Source organism: Candidatus Woesearchaeota archaeon (genome assembly GCA_016187565.1).
In the GTDB taxonomy this organism is placed as follows: Archaea; Nanobdellota; Nanobdellia; order Woesearchaeales; family JACPJR01; genus JACPJR01.
In genome coordinates this window covers 40,466-64,567 of record JACPJR010000035.1, presented here as the reverse complement: position 1 = coordinate 64,567, position 24,102 = coordinate 40,466, and the positions used below count along the sequence as shown (strand labels likewise).

The following is a 24,102-nucleotide window of genomic DNA, read 5'->3' as shown; positions in this document are numbered from 1 at the left end:
TAACTACATTTTATAAATCATTCGTCTTGCTTACATGTAAGAAACATTAATTTAAGGCTTTCTATTCAATTACATGCTACTGTAATTATCGATACAAAAAGTAAACCTTTGATTTAAAATATAAGACATATATCCTATAATTTAATATTAATGACTACTTAATAATATCATATGTATTTTAATTTTGATCAGCTGTTATCTTAATCGGAAGCTTTATATATTAGTTTCTTTCTAAAGTTCACCAAAAATAGTATTTCATATAGTAAAATGGGCACTAATAAACAAAAAGTGTAGTTTAGTATACTAAAAAGAAGCTTCAGTAGTAATAATTCAATCTAATAGGTAAAATAAGAAGTCAGTTGTATAAATAAAAAAGTCTTTTGTATAAAAAAAGTGAACAGATTTATATCGATTTCGCCGAACGATGCACGTGTTCTTGACCTTTTGTTTAGGAATCCCTATGAGCATTACACGATGAGGCATGTTGCCAAGCTCTTGCAGATGAGTCCGGGTGGGGCTCATAAGATACTGAAGCAGCTTGAGGCAGACCATGTTGTTGTACCGGAAAAGATTGGTACGGGAATCTTTTACACGTTAAATCTTGGCTCAAAGGTTGTACGAAACTTACTGGCCTTTATTCTTGCGCAGCATGAGCTTGATGAGAAAAAGTACCAAAAGATGTTGGAATTTCCTCATTGTGCTGCATTGCTTGTTACGGATCAGAAAAGGGTAGCATTATTTCTTGATCCTCCAATCCCTAGCCCTGTGTTTGGAGAATTTGCACCGGAAAATCTTGTCTGTTCAACTGTTGAAGAATTTTATCAAAACCTTCTCAAACGGGATAAAGAAACACTTACCTTATTGCGGGATGCAGCAATCCTTCATGGTGAAGAGATAATTATTCAGGAAGTGAAGAAAATCAAGGGGTATTTTTAAGATGCAGCTGGAAAAGAGCGGGATGATAACCCTGAAAACGGTTTTCATGGTAGGAGCAGTCCTTGTGTTTATGAGCCTTCTTGCTGTAGACGTGTCTGCTGGCCTTGCCAATTCTCTTGAAAATATACTTTATGATTTGAATAGTTTCTTTAGCAACAATCAATACCAGAGCTATGCTAAGATCATTGATTTTGCTATTTTCTTTATTATGTTTACCGCAGCCTGTTACATGGGGCTGCATAAATGGGCAGGTGATAAAACTCCGCACGGTGCTGTTGTTGGTGTTGCTGTTTCTTTGGGATTAGCCATGGCTATTCCCCTTGTGCTGTACACTAATGTTTCCGTAGCATTACTCTTTCCCTTTGCTAAGGCATTCTTGTTTATGATTATTGTCTGGCTCATCTGGAATGTCTTGGTTAAGGCAGGCATGAGCAAATGGAGAGCCTTCTTGTTGGCCTTGCTATTAACCTTTTTGATGTTTTTGTTAGCAGGCTATCTCTTGTCTGATGGCACTGGTGGAGGATTTGGTGGTCTCTTTGACACGTCCTTTGGCCGTGTTGATCTTCCACGTCCAGGATTACCTGATGTTCATCTTCCAGGAACTGGAGGGAAAGGTAGAGGGGATTGTAAAATCGAAGGTATTTTCGCAGTAAACAAAGCCTCTCTTGGTGATATCATTGAGGGTGAGGAAAATCCTGCAACACAGGTGAGTGCAGATGGTATCAATTGTCAGTCAGGAACCATCCGTATTTATGGCTATGCAAGCATGGAGGGTGATGAGTCGTATAATACACAACTTTCATCTGATCGTGCAGAGGCGGTTAAGCAAGCCATTCTCGAAGAATGGGGTCCAGGATATGGGTCAATCAGTGCCTCTGGAGAAGGGTCTACCTGGGCATTTAGTTCTCCTAGTGCCGATGATCGAGCAGATCCTGATACTGCCCCTGAGGAAACTCTGAAACCAAACCGAAGATATGTCATCCAATGTACCTGTAAACAAAGCACAACAACTGATCCTTCTCAGAAACCAAACTGCAAAGCTTTGGAGAAGCAGATTGATGAAAAAATCAAAGCAGCCGAAAACGCTGAAAATAACAGAGATAAAGCAACAGATCCTACCAAAAAAATGGAATACGCTGATGAAGCTGACAAGCTCTATGAAGACGCTGATGCTCTTTCACAAGAATATGATCGTGAGGGATGCAGGAAATGAATAAGTGGCTGATGTTCGGAACGAGTATAGTCATCATGTTACTAGTTCTCAGTCTGGTTGCTGCAGTCCCTACACCTGAAGAAATCCGAGCAAAGCGTTCAGCATCAGCAAAAACCACTGCAGATCAACTCAAAAAGATTGCAGATGATGTTACTCCTAGTACACTGCCTGACACCACCCTCTACAAAAAAGCGGTCGACTATTATTTGGCGAGTGATTCCCTTAGTGGCACGTCGAAATACCAACAGGAGATTCAGGATTTAAACCAAAAGATCGGGAATATTACCGGAGTAGCACCACCTCCAAGAACCACACCACCAGGAACCACACCACCAGGAACCACACCACCAGGAACCACACCACCAGGAACCACACCACCAGGAACCACACCACCAGGAACCACACCACCAGGAACCACACCACCAGGAGGAGGTACAGAAGAACATAAGATCACCATTACAAATCCTGAGCTTATCCCTGATAACCTGAAATGTGAACGTAACGCAGAGTTATCTTTCAACATAGATAATGTTGGTGGTTATGATGAAGAAGGGATTGTTGTTGACATAAGGAGCACTGATGGTATTGTTAATTGGGAACCAACTTCTGCCTATTCATTGGAGAGAGGTACCGGAATAGTGGTGGTTTATCCCATCACCGTTGATGACGATGCTGATGAGGGAGACTATAGTCTCGTTGTGGAAGTATTCTATAACCAAAATCAGCTCAGTGATTCAATGGTAGTATCCTTTACCGTCGAATCATGTGGTGTAGGAGACAAAACTGTTGATTTCGGAAGTAAAGCTCTTAGCGTAGCTGGTGACATTGTGAACCCAAATACGCTGGTTGGTCGGTCTGCATATTCGCTTATTATCGCTGCTCTACTATTGTTTGTTGCCCTCCGAATACAGAGAGGAATATCAAGTGCTCGAGAATCCAGAATAAGACGAGCAGGAGCAGAAGATGTAGAAGGTGCTGTTCATGCAGCAACGGGAACCGTAGAAGATGCGCTTGGTGGGGGGGCCAGAGGACTACCGAGAGGAGGTGGGGGTGCTGCTGGAGGATTCAATCCGGAGGAATTGGTAACAAGGTATCATGAGATACGTCTGAACATAAGAGAAATTCTTGCTAATGTGCGCGACAATGCAGAGGATTTATACAAACCGAGAAAAAGATTCCGTTCAGCTACTGAAACACCTTTTGCAGAGCGACTAAAGTGGCTTATTGCGTGGATCAAGAAGACTATCAAACAATGTGATGCACTTAAGAGCGAGAAACATCCAGTACACTTCTTTAATCAACTCTCGGATTTGAGAGACGATTCTATTTTCGGCTTGCAATCTTACTTAGACGGATTTCCTGAGGTAAACGAAGGATTAGCTGACTCTGAAAAAGGTGCCTGTACGCAGATAATCAATGTCATTAAACATGCTATTGAAGAACTGAGAGGACTAGACATCCCACCACCTCTTTTGGTTGATAATGATGAAAGTGATCAGCGAGGTAAAAGAACATGGCGTAGAGGATTCCGTAGAACAACACTAGAACCTGTTGCTGCGAGAAATGAACGTGCAAGACAAGCTCACGTGACAAATTCGATTCATCGTATTACTCATATCCTTACCTCGTTGAATCGCGTGGTTGAAGAACGGATACGATCAAACGCTACTCCTGAAATTCATGATGATGTTATCCGGGTATTGTCAATTGGTTATGTTTTTGATGGTTCTGATGGTTTTGTTAATGAATTTATAGCGACTGGATTGAACCAAGACGCTTTCTTTAACGAAACGTTCAATCTTCACTATCAGATTATGCGCTTTATTTATGGGGCGCATTGGGCAAGCAAGGCATTTGAAGAGCGAGTCATTCCAAGAATCATTGACCTCCTTTCAGGGGAGGGTGGTGCTCTTCCAACTCTGGGTCAGTACGCCGTACAGCTTACGGATATGATCCCTTACCCTGATAGATATCGCCTCACTCGTGAAAGAATATCCTCTTTACAGACAATACACTCAGAACTTCGACGTGCAATCCCACAATTGGAAGCAATCTTGCGAGAACTTGGTGGACATCCTCCAGAAGATGCTGGTGGAAGTCATTCAGGAAGTGCTGATTGGGATACTCCTCCACGTTCAGGAACTGATGGTGATGCAGAGTTACGACCGTACAGAAGTGCACTTCGGAACTGTCTACGCATCACTAATAACATAGAGAGAGGGGTGGACAGCATACGGCGTAGCTTGGCAGATGGTAATCTAAGGACATACTTAAACGTAGTTCTTGCAGACATAGATCGTTATGAGCTCAGACTCAAGAACATCACGTTTGAGTCATTAGATCACCTCGACACAGACGGTAGTGCACTGACTACTATAAGATATCATTTGTGTAGTTATGTTCTGCCTCAACAAGGGGCAACGTTTACAGAAAAGTATGGAGAACTCTTTGCTGGAATTCCTGCTGATGAAGCGGTTGCGAGAGCAAACGAAGTCATAGACATCCTTCAAACAGGCATTAATGAGTTAGCAGCAGTGGATATTCCATATGCTGAGCCAATTACTCCAACAGTGATCCCTAGTGTTGTTCCACCGAGCGGTGATCGTGCTCCTCCACCTTCCAGTCTTCCACCGAGATCAGCTTCAGGAGCTGATGATGCACAGTTACAAGCGTGCAGAAAAGCACAGAGGGACTGTGTACGTATAACTGATGACATAAGCAGAGGGGTGGAAGGCATACGGTATAGCTTGGAAAATGATAATAGATTCATGGCGTTTAGGGAGTTCTTGCGAGACTCTATTCTTCAGGCGATATCTCGGTACAGTAACAAATTCAGTAATTGGGTCCGTTTTGATTCTTCCGTAGACCTCCGGACGAGTATACAGCAACTTGTGCAGATACGATCTGACATTAGTGGGACTGATCTCCCTCGATTGGGGAGAAAGCTTACTAGTAGTTATGAAACGCTCTTTACTGGAGTTCCTTCTGATGAAGCAACTATACAAATTGGTAGGGTACTACAAACCCTTCAAGCAGGCATTGATGAGTTGGCAGCAGTGAATATTCCTGCATCTGGTCCTATTGTTGATCCACCCAGAATCCATCCTTTTGTTCCACCAAGAGAATAAACACACCATGGTAGCAATCAAAGATCCGGAACAAGTACTAGAAACACAGCAGCGTGAGAGTGAAGAGGCATTTCGCCGAGACTTAGAGCGGATCGTCCATCAAGTAGAGGCAGCAAAGCAAACCCTTGCACAACTCGATGCAGCAGAGCAGGGACAACCTCAAGCAGAAGAAGGAAGGCTTACACCGGTGCAGGAAAGACGACTCAGAGTTACCAAGATTCTCCTCAACCATCTTTTGGAAATCATGCAGCTTATTGAAGAACGGTGTCGAACGCATGCAACATGGAGCAGGCAAGGAAGTGGCGCTGCCTTGTACACCTATTACCCTGAGCAGCTCCTTCCTCAGTTCCATATTCCGAGTACAACAGCGATTAAGAGCGCTCTCCAGCTCTGTGATCGTGGCATGCATCAAGGAAATTATGCAGAAACCAGTGAGCAGATCATTCGTTTGCTTGAGGAAAATGAACAAACAACGCAGGTGCAGATGGAACTCATCAAAAAGCTCGATCAGCTTGCAGGCAACAAACAACGGGCAGACCTTTACATCAGCCTTCCTGACATAACCCTTGAACAGCTCTACTTCTTGGTACGATTAACCAACGTCAATCAAGCAGAGCTCGAACGCATTTTACCGGGGAAATTCCTCATTGGCAGGGATAAAGGCCGAGAATGGTTCAAAGGCAAGGTGAAGATAACTGGCTATCATCAGGGACATATTAGGACCGAGGCAACCGGAACACACGATCTTTGGGTAACAAAAGTTGGTCCAGTTCTGGGGCATGTTCTCCAAGGCAAGGATTATCAACACATCATCCATGAACAGACTGTGGAACGACAGAAGATTGCTTATCAATACGGACTTAATGCCGTAAAACTCAACAATGCCTTTGCCCATCATCAAAAAGGAGGCTTACCCGGACTACAAGCCTATGTTAGGGATCATTTGTATACCTTACACCGTGCCTGTCACGAACACTGGAATGAGCCAGAAACATTGCGTTTCCTGGTCAAGGTCTATAACCATAGTGTGCTCCAGGTTCATCAATGGTTGCATGATAACTGGTCACAGAAATCAAACGAATGGGAAGCGGCATTTACTGGAGCTATCGACGGAAACCCACGCCAGCTTGTTGTTGAGAAAATCCAGGCATTTGGCCAGCAATACCAGCATGGGCATGGCCAGCAATGTTTGTGTTGAAGTGTGAAGCGAATGTTTTTAGGGAAAGAGATTCATAAGTTTTTTTCTTATCTTCTTGGTGTGACTTTCCGAAATATTCTCAATGCACTTTTTGCTTTCTCGATGTAAGCTTTGCATAGATTATCATTTGGATCTTCAAGCTTTATACCTCGGTTTTGCTTCCAGCACCAAAAAACATGTTTTTTTGGATCTTTACCATCTGACATGAAAAATCACCTTAGAAATGTTGTGTCTTTAGAAACTTTTTCTTCATGAAATCTCACCGTAGTAGCTCCATAATGCATTGATAAAACTATCGTGATTGAGTAAAATGATGTGGTATTTTAGGATTTCCATAATTAAAGCATCCTTTTTTCTCAATCCCTTCGCAAAGTTTTGTACTGTTGCGGTCTTAATAGCGATAGTTTTTCCGTACATCTTCCCAATGGTTTTTATTTTGCTGATATCTTTCTCGTTACTATCGCCCAAATAAAAGAGATCTATATCACTATCTCCGGTGAACGTTTTTTTAGCATAAGAACCAAACAAGATGACTGAGCCAGGAATATTATGGTTAGCAATTTCCGTGGTTATTCTCTTAATCAGAAATAGTTGTTCTTGATAACGTATTGATTCAAAAACTTCGCTCATTATCAGATAATGTTTGGTGAGGGTATTCTCAAGATTTAAGGTATAAACTTTGTTTTTGCCTATGGTCTTAGCATTCAGAACTTTGTCTTTCTCCAACGCACTCAGGTGAGAAAGAAGCGTAACATGGCTTTTTTTAATTAATGTAGCCATCTCTCGGATATGATGTTGGACCAAGTAATCTGAGCAGTAAAGATTCAAAATCCTTAGTTTAATATCGGTTGCTTTATCGACCATATGGTATGAATAATTACCAATAGTATAAAAATGTTATGTTTTCGCTAATCAACTTTAAAAATAGCAAGTTTTATATAGTGGCTACCTATTTTTAGGTGAAACATTACCGAAGATTAGGTAGAATGCTCACCAAACAACAACAGACGATTTTAGGTGTCTTTAACAAAGACATTTTTACCAGTTTGACATTTAAGCAGATAAAAGAACAAAGCAACCAAAAATCAAATAATATTGTTCAGATTGCGTTACAAGAGTTCAAGAAACAGAATTTAGTAAAGACTAACCTAACCGGTGATGTAACAACCTATTCTTTGAATCTTGATAATAATGTAACCTTATCCTACCTTAATTTAATTAATGACTTAGAAACAAAAAAAAGAAAATTCCAAAAAGAAATAATAAGAGAAATTCAAAAGAGAATTTCGAAACAGACTAATTTCTTTATTTTAATCATATTTGGTAGTTATGCAAAAAACAAAGCGACTGAAAAATCAGATTTAGATATAGCAGTTATTGTTGAATCTGAACAAAACAAAAAAGAAATAGCTCCACTTTTGGAAACAGTCAAACGAAGAGAAATAAAACCAATAGATTATCATATCTTTACGAGAAACGAGTTTTTAGAGATGCTCACCGTTGATTATGAAAACGTTGGTAAACAGATTTATAAAAACAACCTTATTTATTATGGATTTATTGAGTATTGTAACCTGATACGGGGAAGAAAAAATGAGTGATGAAGCAGAACTTTATCTTCAAAGAGCAGAGAACGAATTGATAGCGGCACAAGTGCTGTTTGAGGTTTCCAGTAACCCAAAACTTCAGAAAGAACAGTTTAAACTAGAGAAAGGCTTCACCTTTTACAGTACAGTTATTGGTCATTCCTATTATTCTATCTTCTATTCGGCAAAGGCAATTTTAATCAAAAATGGAGTTAAAACCGAAGCGCCAGAAGTCCATAAGAAAACACTCGACGCATTTGAACAGCATTTGGTAAACACAGGAAAATTAGATATTGAACTGCTCACCGTCTATAAGAAGATGATTGTCCGCGCCGATGCTCTTTTGGGAATCTTCTCCCTGGAAAAACGAAAGCGAGGAGAATTTACGTACCAGAAACTTCCCCAAGCAAACAAAAAACCAGCTCAAGAATCACTAACCAACGCTTCTTTCTTTTTCAAAAACATTAACAAAATTCTACGGTAAGAACTCCCCCTAATTTTAGCGTAAGATTTATTAATAAACAGGGGTTCCTCGTGTTATGTCGAAAAGGAGTAGACGAAAAAAACTCTGGCGACTCCAACAGGAAACAGAACAGCCAGGGGTACAGCAGGAAGCACAGCCTGAAGAGACTGAGCATTATACCGGGCTTAAAGGAGTCTATTATCGTCACTATAAAATCCTGACTATTCTTCCGTTAATTCTTTTGGCATTGGCTCTTTTCAGCATTGCCTTGAAGTTTGCGTTTACCGGAGATTTTGTCAATCGGGGAGTCTCCTTAAAGGGCGGCATTACGGTTACGGTATCTGGTGCTCCGATAGATGCGCCAGAATTACGGGAATATCTGCTCGAACAGTTTCCCGGCAATGACATTGAGGTCCGTTCTCTTTCAACCGCAGGAGCTGCTTCTGGATTTATCGTTGATGCAGACATCCAAACCAAAGAGGGATTTGATGAGCTATTAGCTAAAATTCAGGAAAAAACAGGCATTAGCTCTCCAGACTACTATAATGTGGCGGTCATGGGAAGCAGTTTAGGACAGAGCTTTTTTAAGGAAATTCTTATTGCCCTGGGCCTTGCATTCTTATTCATGGCCATTGTTGTTACGTTGTATTTTCGTTTATGGGTTCCCTCTATTGCGGTTATTCTCGCGGCCTTTTCTGACATCGTCATGACCTTAGCGGTCTTTAATCTTCTGGGGCTGAAGCTTTCTTCGGCAGGGATAGCAGCATTCCTGATGCTCATTGGTTATTCTGTTGATACTGATATCTTACTCACTACCCGAGTCTTAAAGAGAACCAAAGGAACCGTGTTTCAACGCACGATAGATGCCATGAAAACAGGGCTTACTATGACCGTTACAACCATGGTTGCTGTTCTTGCTGCTATGATCTTAACCCCTTCAGAGGTCTTACGTCAGATTATGATTGTCTTGTTCATTGGTCTTATCTTTGACATTATCAATACCTGGCTCCAGAATGCGGGTATTTTACGGTGGTATGCTGAAAAGCAGGCAACGAGGGAAAGGAAATGAATGCAAAAAAATTGTTCACCAATCCTCGTATTATTATCTTAGCGGTGTTCCTTATTATTGCATTGGTTGCCATTCAGCCAAATCCCTTTGCAGACGGCGTAGCAATTCGAAGTGTTGCGAGAAACAGTTCAGCACAATGGGCTGGCTTTACCAGTCCAAAACCAACCGATCTGCCGATGAGTAGAGAACGAATCCTAACTATTAATGACATACCTATCCGAAGTGAAGCAGATTTCTATCGTGAAGTCGGGAAGATGCAACCCCAGATGTCTTATCTTATCCAAACCAATAAGCAGAGTTATAGCCTTGTTCCTCGTGCTAAAACAAAAACTGAAATGCTCGGTACTGAGGATATTGGTATTAAGGTATATCCTGCTCCAAAAACAAATATTCGCAAAGGCCTTGATTTGGAGGGTGGTACTCGAGTCCTGTTACAGCCAGATCGGGCTCTGTCAGATGAGGATATGGATCTCCTCATCGATAATATGAAGGAGCGCTTAAATGTCTATGGTTTGAGTGATGTGGTTGTTAGTAAAGCAGGAGATCTGTCTGGTGGTCAGTATGTCAGAGTTGAAATTGCCGGTGTTAATGAAGAGGAAGTCCGCCAACTGCTGGGAAATCAGGGAAAATTTGAAGCAAAAATAACGAATGAAACGGTCTTCCGCGGAGGACAAGACATTACCTATGTCTGCAGAAGTGCAGATTGTTCTGGTATTGACCCGAGTGGAGGATGCGGCCCTATTGGCAATGGATGGACCTGCCGTTTCCGTTTTAGTATTACCTTACGTCAAGAGGCTGCTGAGCGTCAGGCTGAACTCACCAAAGATCTTGAAATAGTTACCGAAAACAATGAGCAGTATTTGAGCGAACGAATTTATCTCTATCTTGATGATGAAGAGGTAGACTCGCTCCTTATTGGGGAAGATTTACAAGGAAGAGCGGTAACAGACATCCAAATCTCTGGGAGTGGCATTGGAGCTACCCAACAAGATGCTATTTTTGATGCGCTCCAAAACATGAAACGCCTGCAGACCATCCTCGTTACTGGTTCACTTCCAGCAAAAGTAGAGGTTGTCCAGACCGATACCATTTCTCCGTCTCTCGGAAAGGAATTTGTCAAGAGCGCATTTATTATGGGATTTGTTGCTATACTTGGCGTAACTGCGGTTATTGTCTTTCGTTATGGAAAACTGATTATTTCTGTCCCGATTATCATCACCATGCTCTCTGAGCTTATTCTCCTGCTAGGGCTTGCGGCATTTATTGGTTGGAATATTGATATTGCTGCTATTGCAGGAATTATTGTTGCTATTGGTACTGGCGTTGATGATCAAATAGTTATAACTGATGAACTCTTGCGCGGAGACCGAAGTACGAGTGGGACATTCAGAGAACGGATTAAGCGGGCGTTCTTCATCATTATGGGCGCTTATCTGACAGCGGTTGTTTCCATGCTCCCACTGTGGTTTGCTGGTGCCGGTCTTCTTCGAGGATTTGCCATTACCACTATCTTTGGCGTTACGTTTGGAGTTTTTATCACACGACCTGCCTATGCAGCCTTGATGGAAAACATCTTTAAAGATGAATCTGACGCTTGAAAACAAACTCCTTTTATGCAAATGCTTGTGAAAGCTCTCAAAAGCGCAAAGCATATAAACTATTTCTTCCCAGAGGACGGATATGCCCACCAAAGCGGCAAGAAAGCGCCAATCGTTAAAAAAACGTGCAGTAGGACGCTCTTCTGGAGCTAAGAAGTACTTTAGATATGTTATTCTCTTGGAAGAGAAGGATAAAGGGCTTGTTGCACGAAATTCGCTTGAAGTCAAGGCATTTGCCAATGCTATTGGGAGATATACCTTACGACTCGAAAATCTTGTTCCTCGTTCAATTTCCCTCTCCTTTGCTAAGCATGAGGTCGTCAAGGTTCCTCCTAAAGTAATTCTTCAGAAGGGGCAGACTAAAGAGATACTTTTACGTGTAAACTATAAAAAGATCGATAAGGATTATACAGGGACATTACGATGTACGTGTCGTGAACAGATTGAGAACATCCCTCTTCACATTCTCTGTCTTAAGGACATAACGAATCTAGAATTTAAGCGTAAGGTCACCTTGCTGTTTCAAAAATTTCTGGCAGGAAAAGACAGAAAGGCAACAAAAGAGGAGATTTTAACCCTCTGTGAGCGAGTAACAACCGGACAGATCTTAATCCAAGGAGGGTTGAGTACACGGTATGATCAGGTCTTAAAGTTTGTGCGCAAAAAACTAGTTCATTATCGAACGGGTAGTATGCTTGATGCAGATATCAAGCGATTAATTAAGAGGTTAAAGTAAGTGAGGTTAATGGAGTGGCACAAACACAAGCAAAGACCAAGCTCTGGGCAATTGGTCTGATGTTGTTCTCAACGATTCTTACCTCAACTGGCCAAATCCTGTATAAATATGCTGCAGTAACCTTAACGAGCGATGTTGTTCAAATTCTTCTGAATGGTTATCTTATCTTTGGGTTGCTTGCTTACTTCAGTGCAGCAGTCCTGTTAGTTATTGCCCTTAAAGGCGGAGAGCTTTCGGTGTTATATCCACTGGTATCACTCAGTTTTGTCTGGGTAAGTTTTTTATCCATGCGATTCTTTCAGGATTCCATGAGCACAACCAAATGGTTTGGTATTGGATTGATCATTGTTGGCGTTTTCCTTATCAGTTACGGAAGCCAACAAGTTTAAGGGAAAACAAAGAAAAACAAAAAAATAAAAAAAATAAAACAAGAGAGCACAAAATAACATAAAAAAGGAATGACAATGGAAACAACCTGGTGGGGATTTGGATTGATTGTTGTATCAACGATATTTGGTGCTATTGGCTCTCTCTATCTCAAATTAGGCGCACAGAACGTGCAATTGAAGCTAAAGGTTCTTATGCAGAACACCAAACTGATTCTTGGATTCTTTTTCTTTGGTATCGCAACAGCATTTTTCATCCTCGGATTAAAGGGGGGACCGCTTTCTGTCCTCTATCCAGTAACATCCTTAACGTATATCTGGATTGTGATACTTTCTCTGATTTATCTTAAAGAACGGCTGAATATCTACCGTTGGTTAGGCATCATCAGCATCATCATCGGCGTTATTCTTATTGGGGTGCAAGGGTAATGCAAACCGTCATTCTTTCGTTGGGTGGATCTATGGTTATCCAAGATCAAGTAAATGTTTCTTTTTTGAAAGACTTTACCGGGATGATTATACGCTATGGAAAAGACTATCCAGAACATCGTCTGGTCATTGTGGTTGGTGGGGGTTCTCTTGCTCGTCATTATCATCATGCAGCTACCCAGGTTACCTTTATTTCTGAGGAAGAGTTAGACTGGATTGGGATTATGGCAACGCGCCTTAACGCAGAACTCTTGCGTGTTCTTTTCTCAAGTATTGCTGCAAAAGAGGTTATCCACAATCCAACACAACCTCTCAAAGGAAAGGAAAAACTCTTCATTGCCTCGGGATGGAAGCCCGGATGCTCTACTGATTATGATGCTGTTCTCCTTGCCGCAAATGTTAAAGCAAAAACGATTATCAATGCAACAAATGTAGCCTATGTTTATGATAAAGATCCCAAAATATATCACCATGCAAAACCCTTAAAACAAATGAGTTGGTCAACCTTTACAACGTTAGTTGGCCAGCGTTGGTCTCCAGGCTTAAACATGCCCTTTGATCCTGTTGCCAGCAAGAAAGCACAAGCATTAGGATTAACCGTTTACATCTGTGGTGGTCAAGATTTAGCAAACTTGAAAAACGCACTCTATGGCAAACCCTTCAAGGGCACGATTATTTCGAAGTAAATTTTGTCTTTCCAAACATTTAAATATCTCGCTGTTTTGGGTGCGTTTATGCAAGTAATGCATTTTATGCGTGAAATAAGGGATATGCAGCGGTTTGAAAAGATTCTGACAGTCTTTGCTAAGCATGGACTTGGTTATTTCATTGAGGAGGCAAATCTGAAACGATATCTGCCGTTAAAAGAACGTTTGTCACCGGTAAAATTTAAGCTGCAGAAAACACGTCCGGTTGTCCTACGAACTATCTTTGAGGAACTTGGTGGAACGTTTATCAAACTTGGTCAACTGTTAAGTCTACGACCAGATCTCATTCCAAAGGAATATTGCGACGAGTTCAGTAAACTACAGGATCAGGTAAAACCCTTTCCGTCTTCAGAAGCAAAGAAAATTATTGAGCAAGAATTGGGCAAGCCCATCCACCTACTTTTTTCTTCATTCGATGACAAACCTCTTGCTGCAGCCTCTATTGGACAAGTTCATCGAGCAACATTACGGGATGGAACAAAAGTTGTGGTCAAGGTACAACGTCCACATATCCAAGAAATTATGCAGACTGATATTGATATTCTCTATCGGTTGGCATCGTTGTTTGAAAAAAAATTTCCTCAGGATTTTATCCAACCAACAAAGATCATTCAGGAATTTGAGGCATATACGAAGAACGAACTGGATTATAACCATGAAGCAAAGAATGCAGAAAAGTTTTATGCCTTTTTTCAGGGCGACCGGAAAATTACCATTCCCAAGCCTTACCTCAATCTTACCACTACAAGGGTTTTAGTGCTTGAGTATCTCGACGGAAAAAATATTACGCATGCAGATCTTTCACCTGAACAGAAGAAAGAGATTTCAGTGGTTATTGCTGATATGATCTTTCGACAGATCTTTGAAGAGGGATTTTTCCATGCTGATCCTCATCCAGGAAATATCTTTGTGCTCAGGAAGAGACGTATAGGGCTTCTTGATTATGGCATTGTAGGTATGCTGGACTCTCCTACCAAAGAAACCTTGTCTCAATTATTTATCGCAATGATGGAAAAAAATGTTGAGGGAATGGCAGACGCATTGTTGGGATTAGGTGCTGTTCCTCCTGATGTTGATCGTCAACGTTTTATTGAAGATCTTAAACATGAGTTTGGCAGCTACTATGGTGCAGAGCTCCATCAGATCGATCTTGCACAAGTACTTACGAAAGTTGTCGGCATTGCAAAGCGGCATGCAATTGTATTGCCCATCAATCTTATCTTGCTTTGTAAGGCAATCATTACCCTTCAAGGTTTGGGTATGGAATTAAACCCACACTTTAATCTGGTTGCTGTGGGTAAACCGTATCTCAACCAATTGGTCAAAAAACAATATGATCCTCGGGAAAAATGGGCGAAACTCAAGAAAGCAGCTCAAGAGATTAGGTATTTTGTTGCAAGCGTTCCTCGACAAGCATCAGAATTCATCAGCAAAATACGAGAAACTGACAAGGATCTCAAGCAGATGGATACGGATATTAAAATCTTAACCATTGAACTTGACAAATCGAGTAATAGAATCGCTCTGGTTGTTTTAAGTGCAGCGTTTATTATTGCAGGTGCATATCTCTACCCTTTTGATCAGCAACAGTTGTTTGGATTTCCTTTTCTTTCAGTCATCTTTTTTACTGTTGCTCTTCTCTTTTTTCTTCTGCTTTGTATTTCTATTGTTCGTGAAAAGAGATTTACCTTCTAATTACTCTTTTTCTTCGATGAAGCTTTCTAAACCGAAATATTTAATAATGCAGTGATCCTAGAACTATTTACAGAGGTGATTATATGTTACGTCAATTGAAAAAGGGACTTCTTCTTGGTGTTGGATTAGCTGATTTAACCCGAGAGGCTGCACAGAAGCGAATCAAAACATTGGTGAAGGACAACCATATCACGAGTAAAGAGGGAAAAGTTTTGCTGAAAACAATGGTAACAAAGGCAAAGCGTGAACAGGTTAGGCTTGCAAAGAAGATTGATGCTGAGACAAAGAGAAAGGTGCGTGCTCTTGTCACGAGATTTCGTCAGACAGAAAAAGAAGTGGTTCAGGAGGGAAGAGCTGAAGCTCTGAAGACACTGGAGAAAGTAGCCAAAGATCTGCAAAAAAGATCTGCAACATTCTCACGCTATGCTCGGGGAAATCAACGAAAAAACAAAAACATAAAACGCAAAGCAAGGAAATCCCCAAAGAAAAAGTGAGTAATAATCTTGTCTCATCTTTCTTGAGCAAAGATTTTTATAGCCTTTTGAGCCTTCCATCCTTATGACATCTATTCCCCACCACGTAGGTATTATCCTAGATGGTAATAGAAGATTTGCAAAGCGATTGCTGCTCGAACCATGGAAAGGTCATGAATGGGGCGCAAAGAAGGTCGAAGAACTGTTTATGTGGTGTAAAGAGCTTGGTATCCGTGAATTGACGCTTTATTGTTTTTCTGTTCAAAACTTTAACCGCCCTCGTGAGGAGTTTCTGTATCTCATGAAGATCTTTAAAGAAAGTTTTGATAAACTGATGAAGGATACAAGAATTGATGAATACCAAGCACGGATTCGTGTTATTGGTAGATTATCTCTGTTTCCTGAAGATCTTCAGCAAAAGCTTTTTGCGATTATGGAACGGACAAAATACTACGACCAGTATTGTGTTAATTTTGCCATGGCCTATGGCGGCCAAGAAGAGATCATAGATGCCACAAAGCGAATTGCAGAACAGGTGAAACAAGGAGTTCTTGAACCAGAGTCCATTGATAAAGAAACCTTTCGCCAGTATCTTTATCTGCCTGATGAACCAGAGCTTATCATTAGAACCAGCGGTGAACATCGTATCTCAAACTTCCTGAGTTTTCAGGGAGCCTATGCTGAATATATCTTTCTTGATATTATGTGGCCAGAATTCACCAAAGAACATCTTATGGATTGTTTGGCAGAATACAGCAAACGTCAACGGAGGTTTGGACAATAATTCAATACCATTTGCTATTTGATCTTTCTTATGTTCTTTTATCTGGTTTTGTTGTTGTTTCTTTACCTACCCACTGCAGATAGGATTTATCTACCAGAGTTGGCTTCCAACTGATGATGCAGGGGATCTTATAACTGTGGATCTTCTTAACTTCTCTCATCACTGCTGAAACTCTTTTTTCAGTGGTTTTAGCAAAGATAATGACTTCACTTGTTGTTTCTTTCTTCTGCTGCCACCAGTACATGCTTTTTGCACGGATCATAGTAGCACAAGCGATTAATCGTTGCTCGAGAAGCTGAGTAACAATGTGCTTTGCTTCATTCTTGTTTTTACAGGTAATATAAACAATACGCATGAGTTCATCCTTTTTCTCTTTGTAGACAAATTTAAAGAATGCATCTTAATAAATGTTTCTTAGCGAAAACTATATAAACACTTTACGCTCAGAGTTACCTATTTTGCCCATGATGGGTGATGCGATGAAAAAAGAGGATAAATTTCAGGATAAGTCACTATTGAACGAAATGGGATTACGGGCATTGCAGGAGAATCTTCTTGTACTGAAGAGTATGAAACCCTCATTGATCCAGCTTCGTACCTCTTGGTTTGTTCCGGTCTATACTACTCTTAAGGAAAATTTTGCTCACCCCTTACGAGAACATAAAGGAAAAGGGGTAAAGGAGGATATCAAACAGTTTAGCGAGGCATACAATGCTCTCTACCAGACTCATAATATTCATGAGCGTCTTGATATTCTGACTGATTCTCTTGTTCGCTTAAAGATTGCCAGTTTTCAGCAGGATTATGCAACCTGTTCTCGACTAACAAGACGGTTTACCCAGCAAAAAGATCTCAGGTTGGTTGATGTCATGGAACAACTTGAAACAATGAAGAAAAGCCTTGGATCACTTGAGCAGGGATGTTGGAAATTGGAGAACCATTTCCATAGTATTGCCCCTCTTGAAACAAAGCTTCACGTTGGAGAGGGTACGTACCAAAAACACCTCCATTCCTTGCGTCATTGCCATCAATCGTACCAAATCCACGCAAATGAGCTTGGAAAACAGTTTATCAAGCTTGGACGACAGCTCATGAGCACAAAACCATTTACTCAGCGATTGGCATGATTTTTTCTGCAGCGAATAACTCTCAAGAGCAACATCTGAGACAAGGGAAAAATATGGACAAAACTCCTGTTGAAGAATGTGTAGCATTAACAAAGAAATTGATGCATTATCAGACTACTGAAGAACAGCATGATGAGTTTACCCATTGCATTACCTTTCTTAAACAGTATTTTGCTGCAACTCCTCTTGTTGTCAAGGAATTTCACTCAAACAAAAAACCGTCCCTCTTTATAAGTTTCGATGGAAAAAAACACCAAAAACTTCTCTTGAATGGTCATCTTGATGTTGTTGCAGGAGATGATACCCAATTTCTCCCTACGGTTAGCAATGGAAAACTCTGGGGAAGAGGAAGTTCTGATATGAAGGCAGCGCTCGCTATTATGGTTGTTCTTCTTAAAACAATGGCACAGCAACAAAAACATCCGAAGGTAGGTTTAATGATTGTTTCCGACGAAGAGATTGGTGGTCATCACGGTACTGAGTATCTGCTAAACAAAGGATATGCAGGAGATTTTGTTATTACTGGAGAACCAACCAGTCTGGGGATAGAGACAAGGCATAAAGGCATTCTTCAAGTGAAAGTAACTGCCTGTGGAAGATCTTGCCATGCATGCCGTCCTTGGCTGGGTGAAAATGCGATTGAAAAACTCTTTTTTCAGTACTCTACTTTTTGCAAACGCGTAGGTACAACTGCACACCAAGCTAATGAATGGTTACCCTCGGTCAATGTAACAAACATTTTTGCACAAGGTCCAGTTAATGTAACTCCTGAAAAAGCAGAAATGATTCTTGATATCAGGACAACAGAAAACGTTACGAATAAGCAGATGATGCAACTCATGAAAGAGATTGGCTTCACGGTTGCAGTTCTTCAAGATAGCTCTTTGATGATCAATGATGAGCATGATCATCACATCACTTCTTTACAAAAAATAGCAACAAAAATCCTTGGCACAAAAGTAAGCTTGATAAGGAGTTCAGGAGGTTCTGATACGAGATATTTTACTACTCAAGGAATAGCTGGTGTTAATTTTGGTCCTGTTGGCAAGAACCATCATCAAAGCAACGAATATCTTGAGATCAAAAGCATTGCTCCTTACTACCATATTCTTGAACAATACATTCACAAGCATTGTTTCTCATAGAAAGGTATAGGTACAAATCCTTTATATTCGCAGCATACTTTTGTTTATCATTCTGCTTTACTATTTTTCCATAGAATCTCAAAGAATTTGTTATACGAATTCGCTGCAGCTTTTTCTTCAAGAAGAAAACCAAAGGGCTTTTCTGTGTAAATAATGATCCCAACACGATCACCGCAGATAACTGTTTCGGTAAGCTCTTCAAAATCCTTAGATGTGTATCTCACTTTACTGATGCCTTTTTTCATGAGTTCCTTACCCCACCATCGCAATGAATGATGAAACACGAGTTTCGCATGGATATGTTTTTTCATTCGTCTTTTATGGAATGATTCCCAAAAATAAGTACCGAGCATATCATCTGAAATTTGTGCACCTCCATAGGCTGTGTATTGTTTTGCATGAGTATCCAGCATTTGATAGAGTATTTCCTTTACTCCCTTAATCCCTTGATAGATTGTTGCCTGAGATTTTTTCTTTGCAAAGTGGTATTTTGTTTTGAGTTCAGGAAGAATTTTCTGCAAGCGCTCTTTTTTTTCTTCTAAAACGGTGAGCAACACCTCGGGTTTTACTGTTTGATAATATCGTCGTTTCCCTTCAAGAATATAGGTCATCAGTCCCTTTTCAATCATGCTGTGAAGGGTTCTGTGGACAACTGCATTTTGTAACCCTGATTTTTCGACAAGCGGACCGGCAGATGATAAACCGAGTTCTATAGATGTCAAAAAAACAGTGATTTCAGCCCCGGTTAATCCGATCTCTTTAAGGATTGAGGTATCCATAGTGGTATCCAATACCCTTGTCTATTTAAACATTCCTATTTGTGATCACAATTGTGGTTATAAATATTTTAATAGTTTCCTTTTGCTACTGCTTGGTTAAGATCTTACACAACATTCAAAATTTAAGTGAATGTAAGTGAGGTGTGAACTATGGTAATGGAAATAGAAAACGACGAAATAGAAGGTGCAAGATATGATGGAGGAGGAAATGCACCAAGTGGCGTGAGTACGGTCATATTACCTAAGTAACAAGATAGACAGAGGTTGATTACGATGATAAAACAAAAAGCAAAAAACATAATATGCAGTACAGGAATAGTAACATCGTTGATTGCAGGAACACCATATGGCACCAATGCAGGGTCAGCAGAGGTAATGAGTACTCCTCAGCATACCACCGTAGATCTTAAGACCAGTAGCGAGATTTTACCACATCTGGATCTCTTTGCTCGAAATAGAACAACCGTTGATTATCATAATCAAGTACGCTACTTCGGTTTAGCTGACCTTAGCTATGATCTTCCTGTTGGATCTCTTGTTGGATCTGCTCTTGTTTTAGAAACACAAGCTGCTCCAGGCATGGGCGTTGTTCCGCGGTTAGGGTTTGAATACTTTAAGAAACATGGAGACCTAACCGCTTATGTGTTAGGTACTGGTAGCCTTAAAGGAGAAACAAATGCTGAGATGCTTGTTAATGCAGGTTATCGTCCTTTTTTGAGGGGGGATGTACACTTAGTTCTGAATGCAGAGGGTATTTCCAATGTGGGAAGGCAACATAATTTCAGTCTGCAAAGACTGAGAGCTGGTTTAGGTAAAGATCCCTTTGAGTTAGGTGTTGCCCTTGACATGACTGAAACGAATAAGTTTGACTACAATCTCGGAGCCTTCCTCAGATTGAACATGCAGTAATTTAGTTTATCTCGGTTTTCCGCAACACTTTTATAGCCTGGTGTATTTTATTTTTTTCGATGCAGCTTACTGACCAGCTTACCAATAAAACCTTTCTTGCCAAAGGAAAACGTGGAGTTGTTTACACTGCTGAATTAGAGGATAGAAAAGTCTGTATTAAGCAGAAGAATCCACACAGTCATGCATACTTTCGTATTGAGTATGAAGGAAAAATGCTTCAAAAGGTAAATCAGTATGGCATTGGTCCTCGACTGATTGCTTCGTCGGAGCATGAACTTATCTACGAGTTTGTTGATGGTGTCGCAATCCTTGATTTCATTGCTTCTGCAACCAAGGCACAGATCGGTAATGTCTTGAAAGATATTTTTGATCAATGTTATCTTCTTGACCAGCATGGCTTAACCAAAGAAGAGATGCATCATCCAGTAAAACACATTCTTGTTACTCACGAAGGAAAGCCCATAATGATTGATTTTGAGCGTTGCAGGTACACTGAAAAGCCACAGAATGTTACCCAATTTTGCCAATTTTTACTGGGAAAAAAGCTTAGGAAAATGCTCTCTCAAAAAGGATTTCAGATCAATGATGAGCGTGTACTTAAACTTACCAAAAATTATAAATCTGAGCGAAATAAAGAAATATTTGTAGAAATCACAAAGGAGTTCATAACCTAAATCATTCGGGAACTATAATAGAGGATAATAGTATTTACTATGTTTTTTCCTCTATTATATACTAGAAAACCTAACAAATAACATACTCCCAAAATAAATCCAGCTAAAGCTGGGGGTTTCTCACGCAAACCATTTTACTTAAACTTTTCCCTCTTGATACAAGCAACCACCTTCAAAGTGAGGTGGTCGCAATGACTAAAAACAAATATCCGCACTTCAATCCTGAAGTGTACAAAATCGAGAGTAAAATAGCAACGGTGAGAACTTCTCATCATTGCAAATATCACAGAAATCAATGATTTCTGGGATGCCAAAAATCTCCGATTTTTGTGCACAATATCAATTATCATATTATTTGGATTCCAAAGTACAGGAAACCAATTTTGATAGGCAAAGTAAGAGAAGTCTTAAAAACAATTATTGACGGACAATGCCAAGAATTGAGCTTAAACAATCTTGCTCTGGAGATAATGCCAGACCATTTGCACTTGTTTGTAGGCACAAAACCGACAGTAACACCTTTCAAAATCATTCATAAGTTAAAGGGTAATACTTCAATTCAATTAAGGCGGGTATTTCCAGATTTGAAATACTTGGGATACAAGCAGATTTTGGAAAAGGATTTGATGCTCTCTGGGCAAGAGGTTGTTACTGCGGCTCTGCTGGACACGTTTCGCAAGAGCAAGTCAAGAGATATATTCAGGAGCAGATGGGCAAATCTGTTTTTGAGTTTGATATTTATGGATGCCCGCAAGAATTGAAAGGGCAGCTTAAAATAGGCGGCTTCACACAAGAGCATTAGCCACTTTGTAGTAACATCAAAAAAGAAAGATTTATATATCAAAGCATTTTTCTAGTCTTACATACTCTTATTGGAGGCTTAACAAAATGAATCCTAATCTGGAAATGAAGGTCAGTAAAACGCAAGCAGGATTATACACTGTTACTTATGGCTACAAAGAAGCGCCATTGGATGTCCAGGAAGCGGCTTTTGCAGTTCATGGCATGCATATGGTTTCCCCAGCAGAATTAGGTTTTCTTCGAGTACAAGGACCAAAAGATACATTTAACCCTTACAGCAGGACAAATGCTGATGTATTTTATGATGATAGAACCAATCAGGTTGTTATAGTCCCAGATGGAGCAATAAGCAACCTCGTCGGCATACCTAATTTAGTTGAAGCACATAAGCAAGGCAGAGAATGTGTTCTTCCTAATAATCAAAGAGATTCGGTTTATGGTATTGTTGATGAAATGCTAGGAAAAGGCACTGCATTTACTGCTAATCATGGACAAACAGACATACTCGTTTCTGAATTTGGTCAGTTTGAATTAACATCTAGATTGTTTTCTGATGAAAGTTTGAGAATCAAAGCTCAGGATTATGGCGATTGGCTAAAAGAACAAGGAAGAGGCTCCCAATCAATGGTTTTTGGCAATAAGGATTATGCTAAATTTCAAGGAGGTCCGTATGTAAATAGGTTGCGTGTCTTTGGCCCTGACTTCGGCGTCAATGTCGATGGCGACGTCAGGTTCCTCGACTGCAACGACGGTGGCGCTTTCGGGGTGCGTTTTGAAAAAACCGCCGGAGGCGGCGCAAAAAAGTAGAAAGAATTAAATATAATCCTTCTTATTTTATTTTTGCCTCGACAGCCATGAACAATGGTTTAAAGGCCACACGCCATTTTACTAAGGCTGTCCATTGGAAGCTATGAAATTCAGCAGGGACACATAATCCTAGGGTTATACGGCTGAACCTGCGGTGAGAGATAAGTAAAATGGCTAGCGCTTGGGTTGCGTGTCTATGGCCCTGACAACGGCTTCAATGTCAATGGCAACAACAGGAACCTCGACAACAACAATGGCGCTTTCGGAATGACCTTTTGTCGAGGATTTTCATTATGGATTTATATGGCGCATTATGCTCTTACGATAATCTTTTTCTCGCTTACAAAAAAGCAAGAAAGCGCAAGACGACAAAACCTTATATTATTGAGTTTGAGAAGAATCTCAAAGAAAATCTGCTTTTGCTTCGCTCAGAGCTTCTCCTGCTTTTTGCACAAACACGAGAAGGAGGCGACGGGCTTCATCCCACAGATATCCTAAGAAATTGCAAAGCAATTTCTGGGACACCAAAAATTTCAAAGAAATTTTTTAGTGAATCAGTGGGTATTCGCCCTACAATTTTATAATATTAAAAATTTAGGTTTTCTATTATAGCATTCTATAAATGTGTTACCTTGTTTTTGTGCTCATTTTCCAAAGTGTTTCAAAGTAGATCTTAAAACTCTTGGTAACTTCTTCACTTTCTAAGAGGAATCCCTGTGGATTCTTGGTTAAAAAGAAAATGAATGTTTTATTGCGGTAGAACACAACTGTCATTTTTGGGACTAAATATTCAGGCAGAAATCGGACATCAGCATAGACAAACGTTGGTGGTTCCAAGTTATCTCTTGTTCCGAAATTTGCGAGCATCTTTACCTTGATCTTCTTTTTTATCCGTTGGGTGTGATAATTATGAAAAAACGCACGCACACCTGGCATTTCTTCTCCATACTGGGCACCAAGAACAAAGTAGTGATCACTAGCCTTGAGTTCAGAAAGAATCTGACGATAAAAATTACTTATTGCTTTGAATCCTTCATAGAGCGTTGCTTTTGTTCTCTTATCTGCTAGTTGTTGTTCTATTTCCAGTTGGGGAATGATCTGCTTCACGAGCTCTTTCTTTCTTTGTAGTTCCTTTTCTCGTTCTTCTATATAATCCAAAATCCTTTTTGGCTCAACACCGGTAAAATATTTTATCTTGCCTTTCGTCATATACCCAGCCAGACCCTTTTTCATAAGCCTATCCAGAATTTTATAGACCTTGGAGGATGATACCTGTGCTTCTTTTGCTAGTGGTCCTGTTTTTGTCTCTCCTAGGTGGAGGAGTGCAAGGTATACCTTTGTTTCTCCAGTGGTAAGACCAATTTCTTGGAGTAATTTTTGATCCATACATGTCCATTATGGGCGCTTTGTTATAAATCTTTCTATTTACGACCCCCTAAGGGGACAATAATATTTATAT

At 40.3% G+C, this 24,102-nt stretch carries 27 protein-coding genes; 22 read left to right on the top strand and 5 right to left on the bottom strand.

Annotated elements, in window-relative coordinates:
• Positions 1–393: 393 nt before the first annotated feature.
• The 4 genes from HYW21_09360 to HYW21_09345 are packed head-to-tail and all read left to right on the top strand — an operon-like array spanning position 394 to position 6,475.
• Complete coding sequence (locus tag HYW21_09360; protein MBI2549526.1) at positions 394–936, top strand: winged helix-turn-helix transcriptional regulator; 543 nt, start codon at positions 394–396, stop codon at positions 934–936.
• 1 nt (position 937) lies between these two features.
• Entirely contained in the window at positions 938–2,149 is a 1,212-nt protein-coding gene (locus tag HYW21_09355; GenBank protein MBI2549525.1) for an OmpA family protein, read from the top strand.
• Positions 2,146–5,277 (top strand): hypothetical protein, encoded by a 3,132-nt coding sequence (locus tag HYW21_09350; GenBank protein MBI2549524.1) that lies wholly within the window; start codon positions 2,146–2,148, stop codon positions 5,275–5,277. The genes HYW21_09355 and HYW21_09350 overlap by 4 nt, the downstream gene beginning before the upstream one ends.
• Positions 5,278–5,284: 7 nt before the next feature.
• Complete coding sequence (locus HYW21_09345) at positions 5,285–6,475, top strand: hypothetical protein (protein MBI2549523.1); 1,191 nt, start codon at positions 5,285–5,287, stop codon at positions 6,473–6,475.
• A 47-nt stretch (positions 6,476–6,522) separates the two neighbouring features.
• On the opposite strand, the gene HYW21_09340 is transcribed toward HYW21_09345, so the two are convergent.
• Positions 6,523–6,681: a hypothetical protein gene (locus HYW21_09340; GenBank protein MBI2549522.1), complete on the bottom strand. Its 159-nt coding sequence runs from the start codon at positions 6,679–6,681 to the stop codon at positions 6,523–6,525.
• Positions 6,682–6,724: 43 nt separating this feature from the next.
• A complete protein-coding gene (locus tag HYW21_09335) occupies positions 6,725–7,339 on the bottom strand; it encodes a nucleotidyltransferase domain-containing protein (protein MBI2549521.1) in 615 nt (204 codons plus the stop codon).
• Positions 7,340–7,434: 95 nt separating this feature from the next.
• Here HYW21_09335 and HYW21_09330 point away from each other — a divergent pair, with 95 nt between their 5' ends.
• The 11 genes from HYW21_09330 to uppS all read left to right on the top strand — a co-directional run bounded on the left by HYW21_09330 (position 7,435) and on the right by uppS (position 16,401).
• Complete coding sequence (locus tag HYW21_09330) at positions 7,435–8,076, top strand: nucleotidyltransferase domain-containing protein (GenBank protein ID MBI2549520.1); 642 nt, start codon at positions 7,435–7,437, stop codon at positions 8,074–8,076.
• Positions 8,069–8,545: a HEPN domain-containing protein gene (locus tag HYW21_09325; GenBank protein MBI2549519.1), complete on the top strand. Its 477-nt coding sequence runs from the start codon at positions 8,069–8,071 to the stop codon at positions 8,543–8,545. The genes HYW21_09330 and HYW21_09325 overlap by 8 nt, the downstream gene beginning before the upstream one ends.
• Before the next feature lie 55 nt (positions 8,546–8,600).
• A complete protein-coding gene (locus HYW21_09320) occupies positions 8,601–9,593 on the top strand; it encodes a protein translocase subunit SecF (GenBank protein MBI2549518.1) in 993 nt (330 codons plus the stop codon).
• On the top strand, positions 9,590–11,191 hold the full coding sequence (locus HYW21_09315; GenBank protein MBI2549517.1) for an MMPL family transporter: 1,602 nt from the start codon (positions 9,590–9,592) through the stop codon (positions 11,189–11,191). The genes HYW21_09320 and HYW21_09315 overlap by 4 nt, the downstream gene beginning before the upstream one ends.
• A gap of 82 nt (positions 11,192–11,273) precedes the next feature.
• Positions 11,274–11,927 (top strand): hypothetical protein, encoded by a 654-nt coding sequence (locus HYW21_09310; GenBank protein ID MBI2549516.1) that lies wholly within the window; start codon positions 11,274–11,276, stop codon positions 11,925–11,927.
• 14 nt (positions 11,928–11,941) lie between these two features.
• Positions 11,942–12,316: an EamA family transporter gene (locus HYW21_09305; protein MBI2549515.1), complete on the top strand. Its 375-nt coding sequence runs from the start codon at positions 11,942–11,944 to the stop codon at positions 12,314–12,316.
• 75 nt (positions 12,317–12,391) lie between these two features.
• On the top strand, positions 12,392–12,742 hold the full coding sequence (locus HYW21_09300; protein ID MBI2549514.1) for an EamA family transporter: 351 nt from the start codon (positions 12,392–12,394) through the stop codon (positions 12,740–12,742).
• The gene (locus HYW21_09295) at positions 12,742–13,428 is read left to right on the top strand and encodes a UMP kinase (GenBank protein MBI2549513.1); all 687 of its coding nucleotides are present in this window, start codon (positions 12,742–12,744) and stop codon (positions 13,426–13,428) included. Before HYW21_09300 ends, HYW21_09295 begins: the two co-directional genes overlap by 1 nt.
• Positions 13,429–13,476: 48 nt before the next feature.
• Positions 13,477–15,144 (top strand): AarF/ABC1/UbiB kinase family protein, encoded by a 1,668-nt coding sequence (locus tag HYW21_09290; GenBank protein ID MBI2549512.1) that lies wholly within the window; start codon positions 13,477–13,479, stop codon positions 15,142–15,144.
• An 83-nt stretch (positions 15,145–15,227) separates the two neighbouring features.
• Complete coding sequence (locus HYW21_09285) at positions 15,228–15,638, top strand: hypothetical protein (protein MBI2549511.1); 411 nt, start codon at positions 15,228–15,230, stop codon at positions 15,636–15,638.
• Positions 15,639–15,702: 64 nt separating this feature from the next.
• Positions 15,703–16,401 (top strand): di-trans,poly-cis-decaprenylcistransferase, encoded by a 699-nt coding sequence (uppS, locus tag HYW21_09280; protein ID MBI2549510.1) that lies wholly within the window; start codon positions 15,703–15,705, stop codon positions 16,399–16,401.
• 28 nt (positions 16,402–16,429) lie between these two features.
• Here uppS and HYW21_09275 read toward each other — a convergent pair whose 3' ends face one another.
• Positions 16,430–16,756 carry a divalent-cation tolerance protein CutA gene (locus HYW21_09275; protein ID MBI2549509.1) on the bottom strand — a complete coding sequence of 109 codons (327 nt, stop codon included), beginning with the start codon at positions 16,754–16,756 and terminating at the stop codon, positions 16,430–16,432.
• Positions 16,757–16,859: 103 nt separating this feature from the next.
• Here HYW21_09275 and HYW21_09270 point away from each other — a divergent pair, with 103 nt between their 5' ends.
• Together HYW21_09270 and HYW21_09265 are read left to right on the top strand one after the other, a co-directional pair.
• Positions 16,860–17,528: a hypothetical protein gene (locus HYW21_09270; protein ID MBI2549508.1), complete on the top strand. Its 669-nt coding sequence runs from the start codon at positions 16,860–16,862 to the stop codon at positions 17,526–17,528.
• A gap of 53 nt (positions 17,529–17,581) precedes the next feature.
• Positions 17,582–18,673 carry a M20/M25/M40 family metallo-hydrolase gene (locus HYW21_09265; protein ID MBI2549507.1) on the top strand — a complete coding sequence of 364 codons (1,092 nt, stop codon included), beginning with the start codon at positions 17,582–17,584 and terminating at the stop codon, positions 18,671–18,673.
• A gap of 47 nt (positions 18,674–18,720) precedes the next feature.
• Here HYW21_09265 and HYW21_09260 read toward each other — a convergent pair whose 3' ends face one another.
• Positions 18,721–19,452, bottom strand: a complete 732-nt coding sequence (locus HYW21_09260; GenBank protein MBI2549506.1) for a hypothetical protein — start codon at positions 19,450–19,452, stop codon at positions 18,721–18,723.
• A 273-nt stretch (positions 19,453–19,725) separates the two neighbouring features.
• Here HYW21_09260 and HYW21_09255 point away from each other — a divergent pair, with 273 nt between their 5' ends.
• The 5 genes from HYW21_09255 to HYW21_09235 all read left to right on the top strand — a co-directional run bounded on the left by HYW21_09255 (position 19,726) and on the right by HYW21_09235 (position 23,227).
• Positions 19,726–20,361: a hypothetical protein gene (locus HYW21_09255; protein ID MBI2549505.1), complete on the top strand. Its 636-nt coding sequence runs from the start codon at positions 19,726–19,728 to the stop codon at positions 20,359–20,361.
• A gap of 59 nt (positions 20,362–20,420) precedes the next feature.
• The gene (locus HYW21_09250; protein MBI2549504.1) at positions 20,421–21,035 is read left to right on the top strand and encodes a hypothetical protein; all 615 of its coding nucleotides are present in this window, start codon (positions 20,421–20,423) and stop codon (positions 21,033–21,035) included.
• A gap of 329 nt (positions 21,036–21,364) precedes the next feature.
• Entirely contained in the window at positions 21,365–21,796 is a 432-nt protein-coding gene (gene tnpA / locus HYW21_09245; protein MBI2549503.1) for an IS200/IS605 family transposase, read from the top strand.
• A 127-nt stretch (positions 21,797–21,923) separates the two neighbouring features.
• Positions 21,924–22,643 carry a hypothetical protein gene (locus tag HYW21_09240; GenBank protein MBI2549502.1) on the top strand — a complete coding sequence of 240 codons (720 nt, stop codon included), beginning with the start codon at positions 21,924–21,926 and terminating at the stop codon, positions 22,641–22,643.
• Positions 22,644–22,936: 293 nt separating this feature from the next.
• Positions 22,937–23,227 (top strand): hypothetical protein, encoded by a 291-nt coding sequence (locus tag HYW21_09235; GenBank protein MBI2549501.1) that lies wholly within the window; start codon positions 22,937–22,939, stop codon positions 23,225–23,227.
• 43 nt (positions 23,228–23,270) lie between these two features.
• Here HYW21_09235 and HYW21_09230 read toward each other — a convergent pair whose 3' ends face one another.
• Positions 23,271–24,029: a hypothetical protein gene (locus HYW21_09230; protein MBI2549500.1), complete on the bottom strand. Its 759-nt coding sequence runs from the start codon at positions 24,027–24,029 to the stop codon at positions 23,271–23,273.
• Between the last annotated feature and the right edge of the window lie 73 nt (positions 24,030–24,102).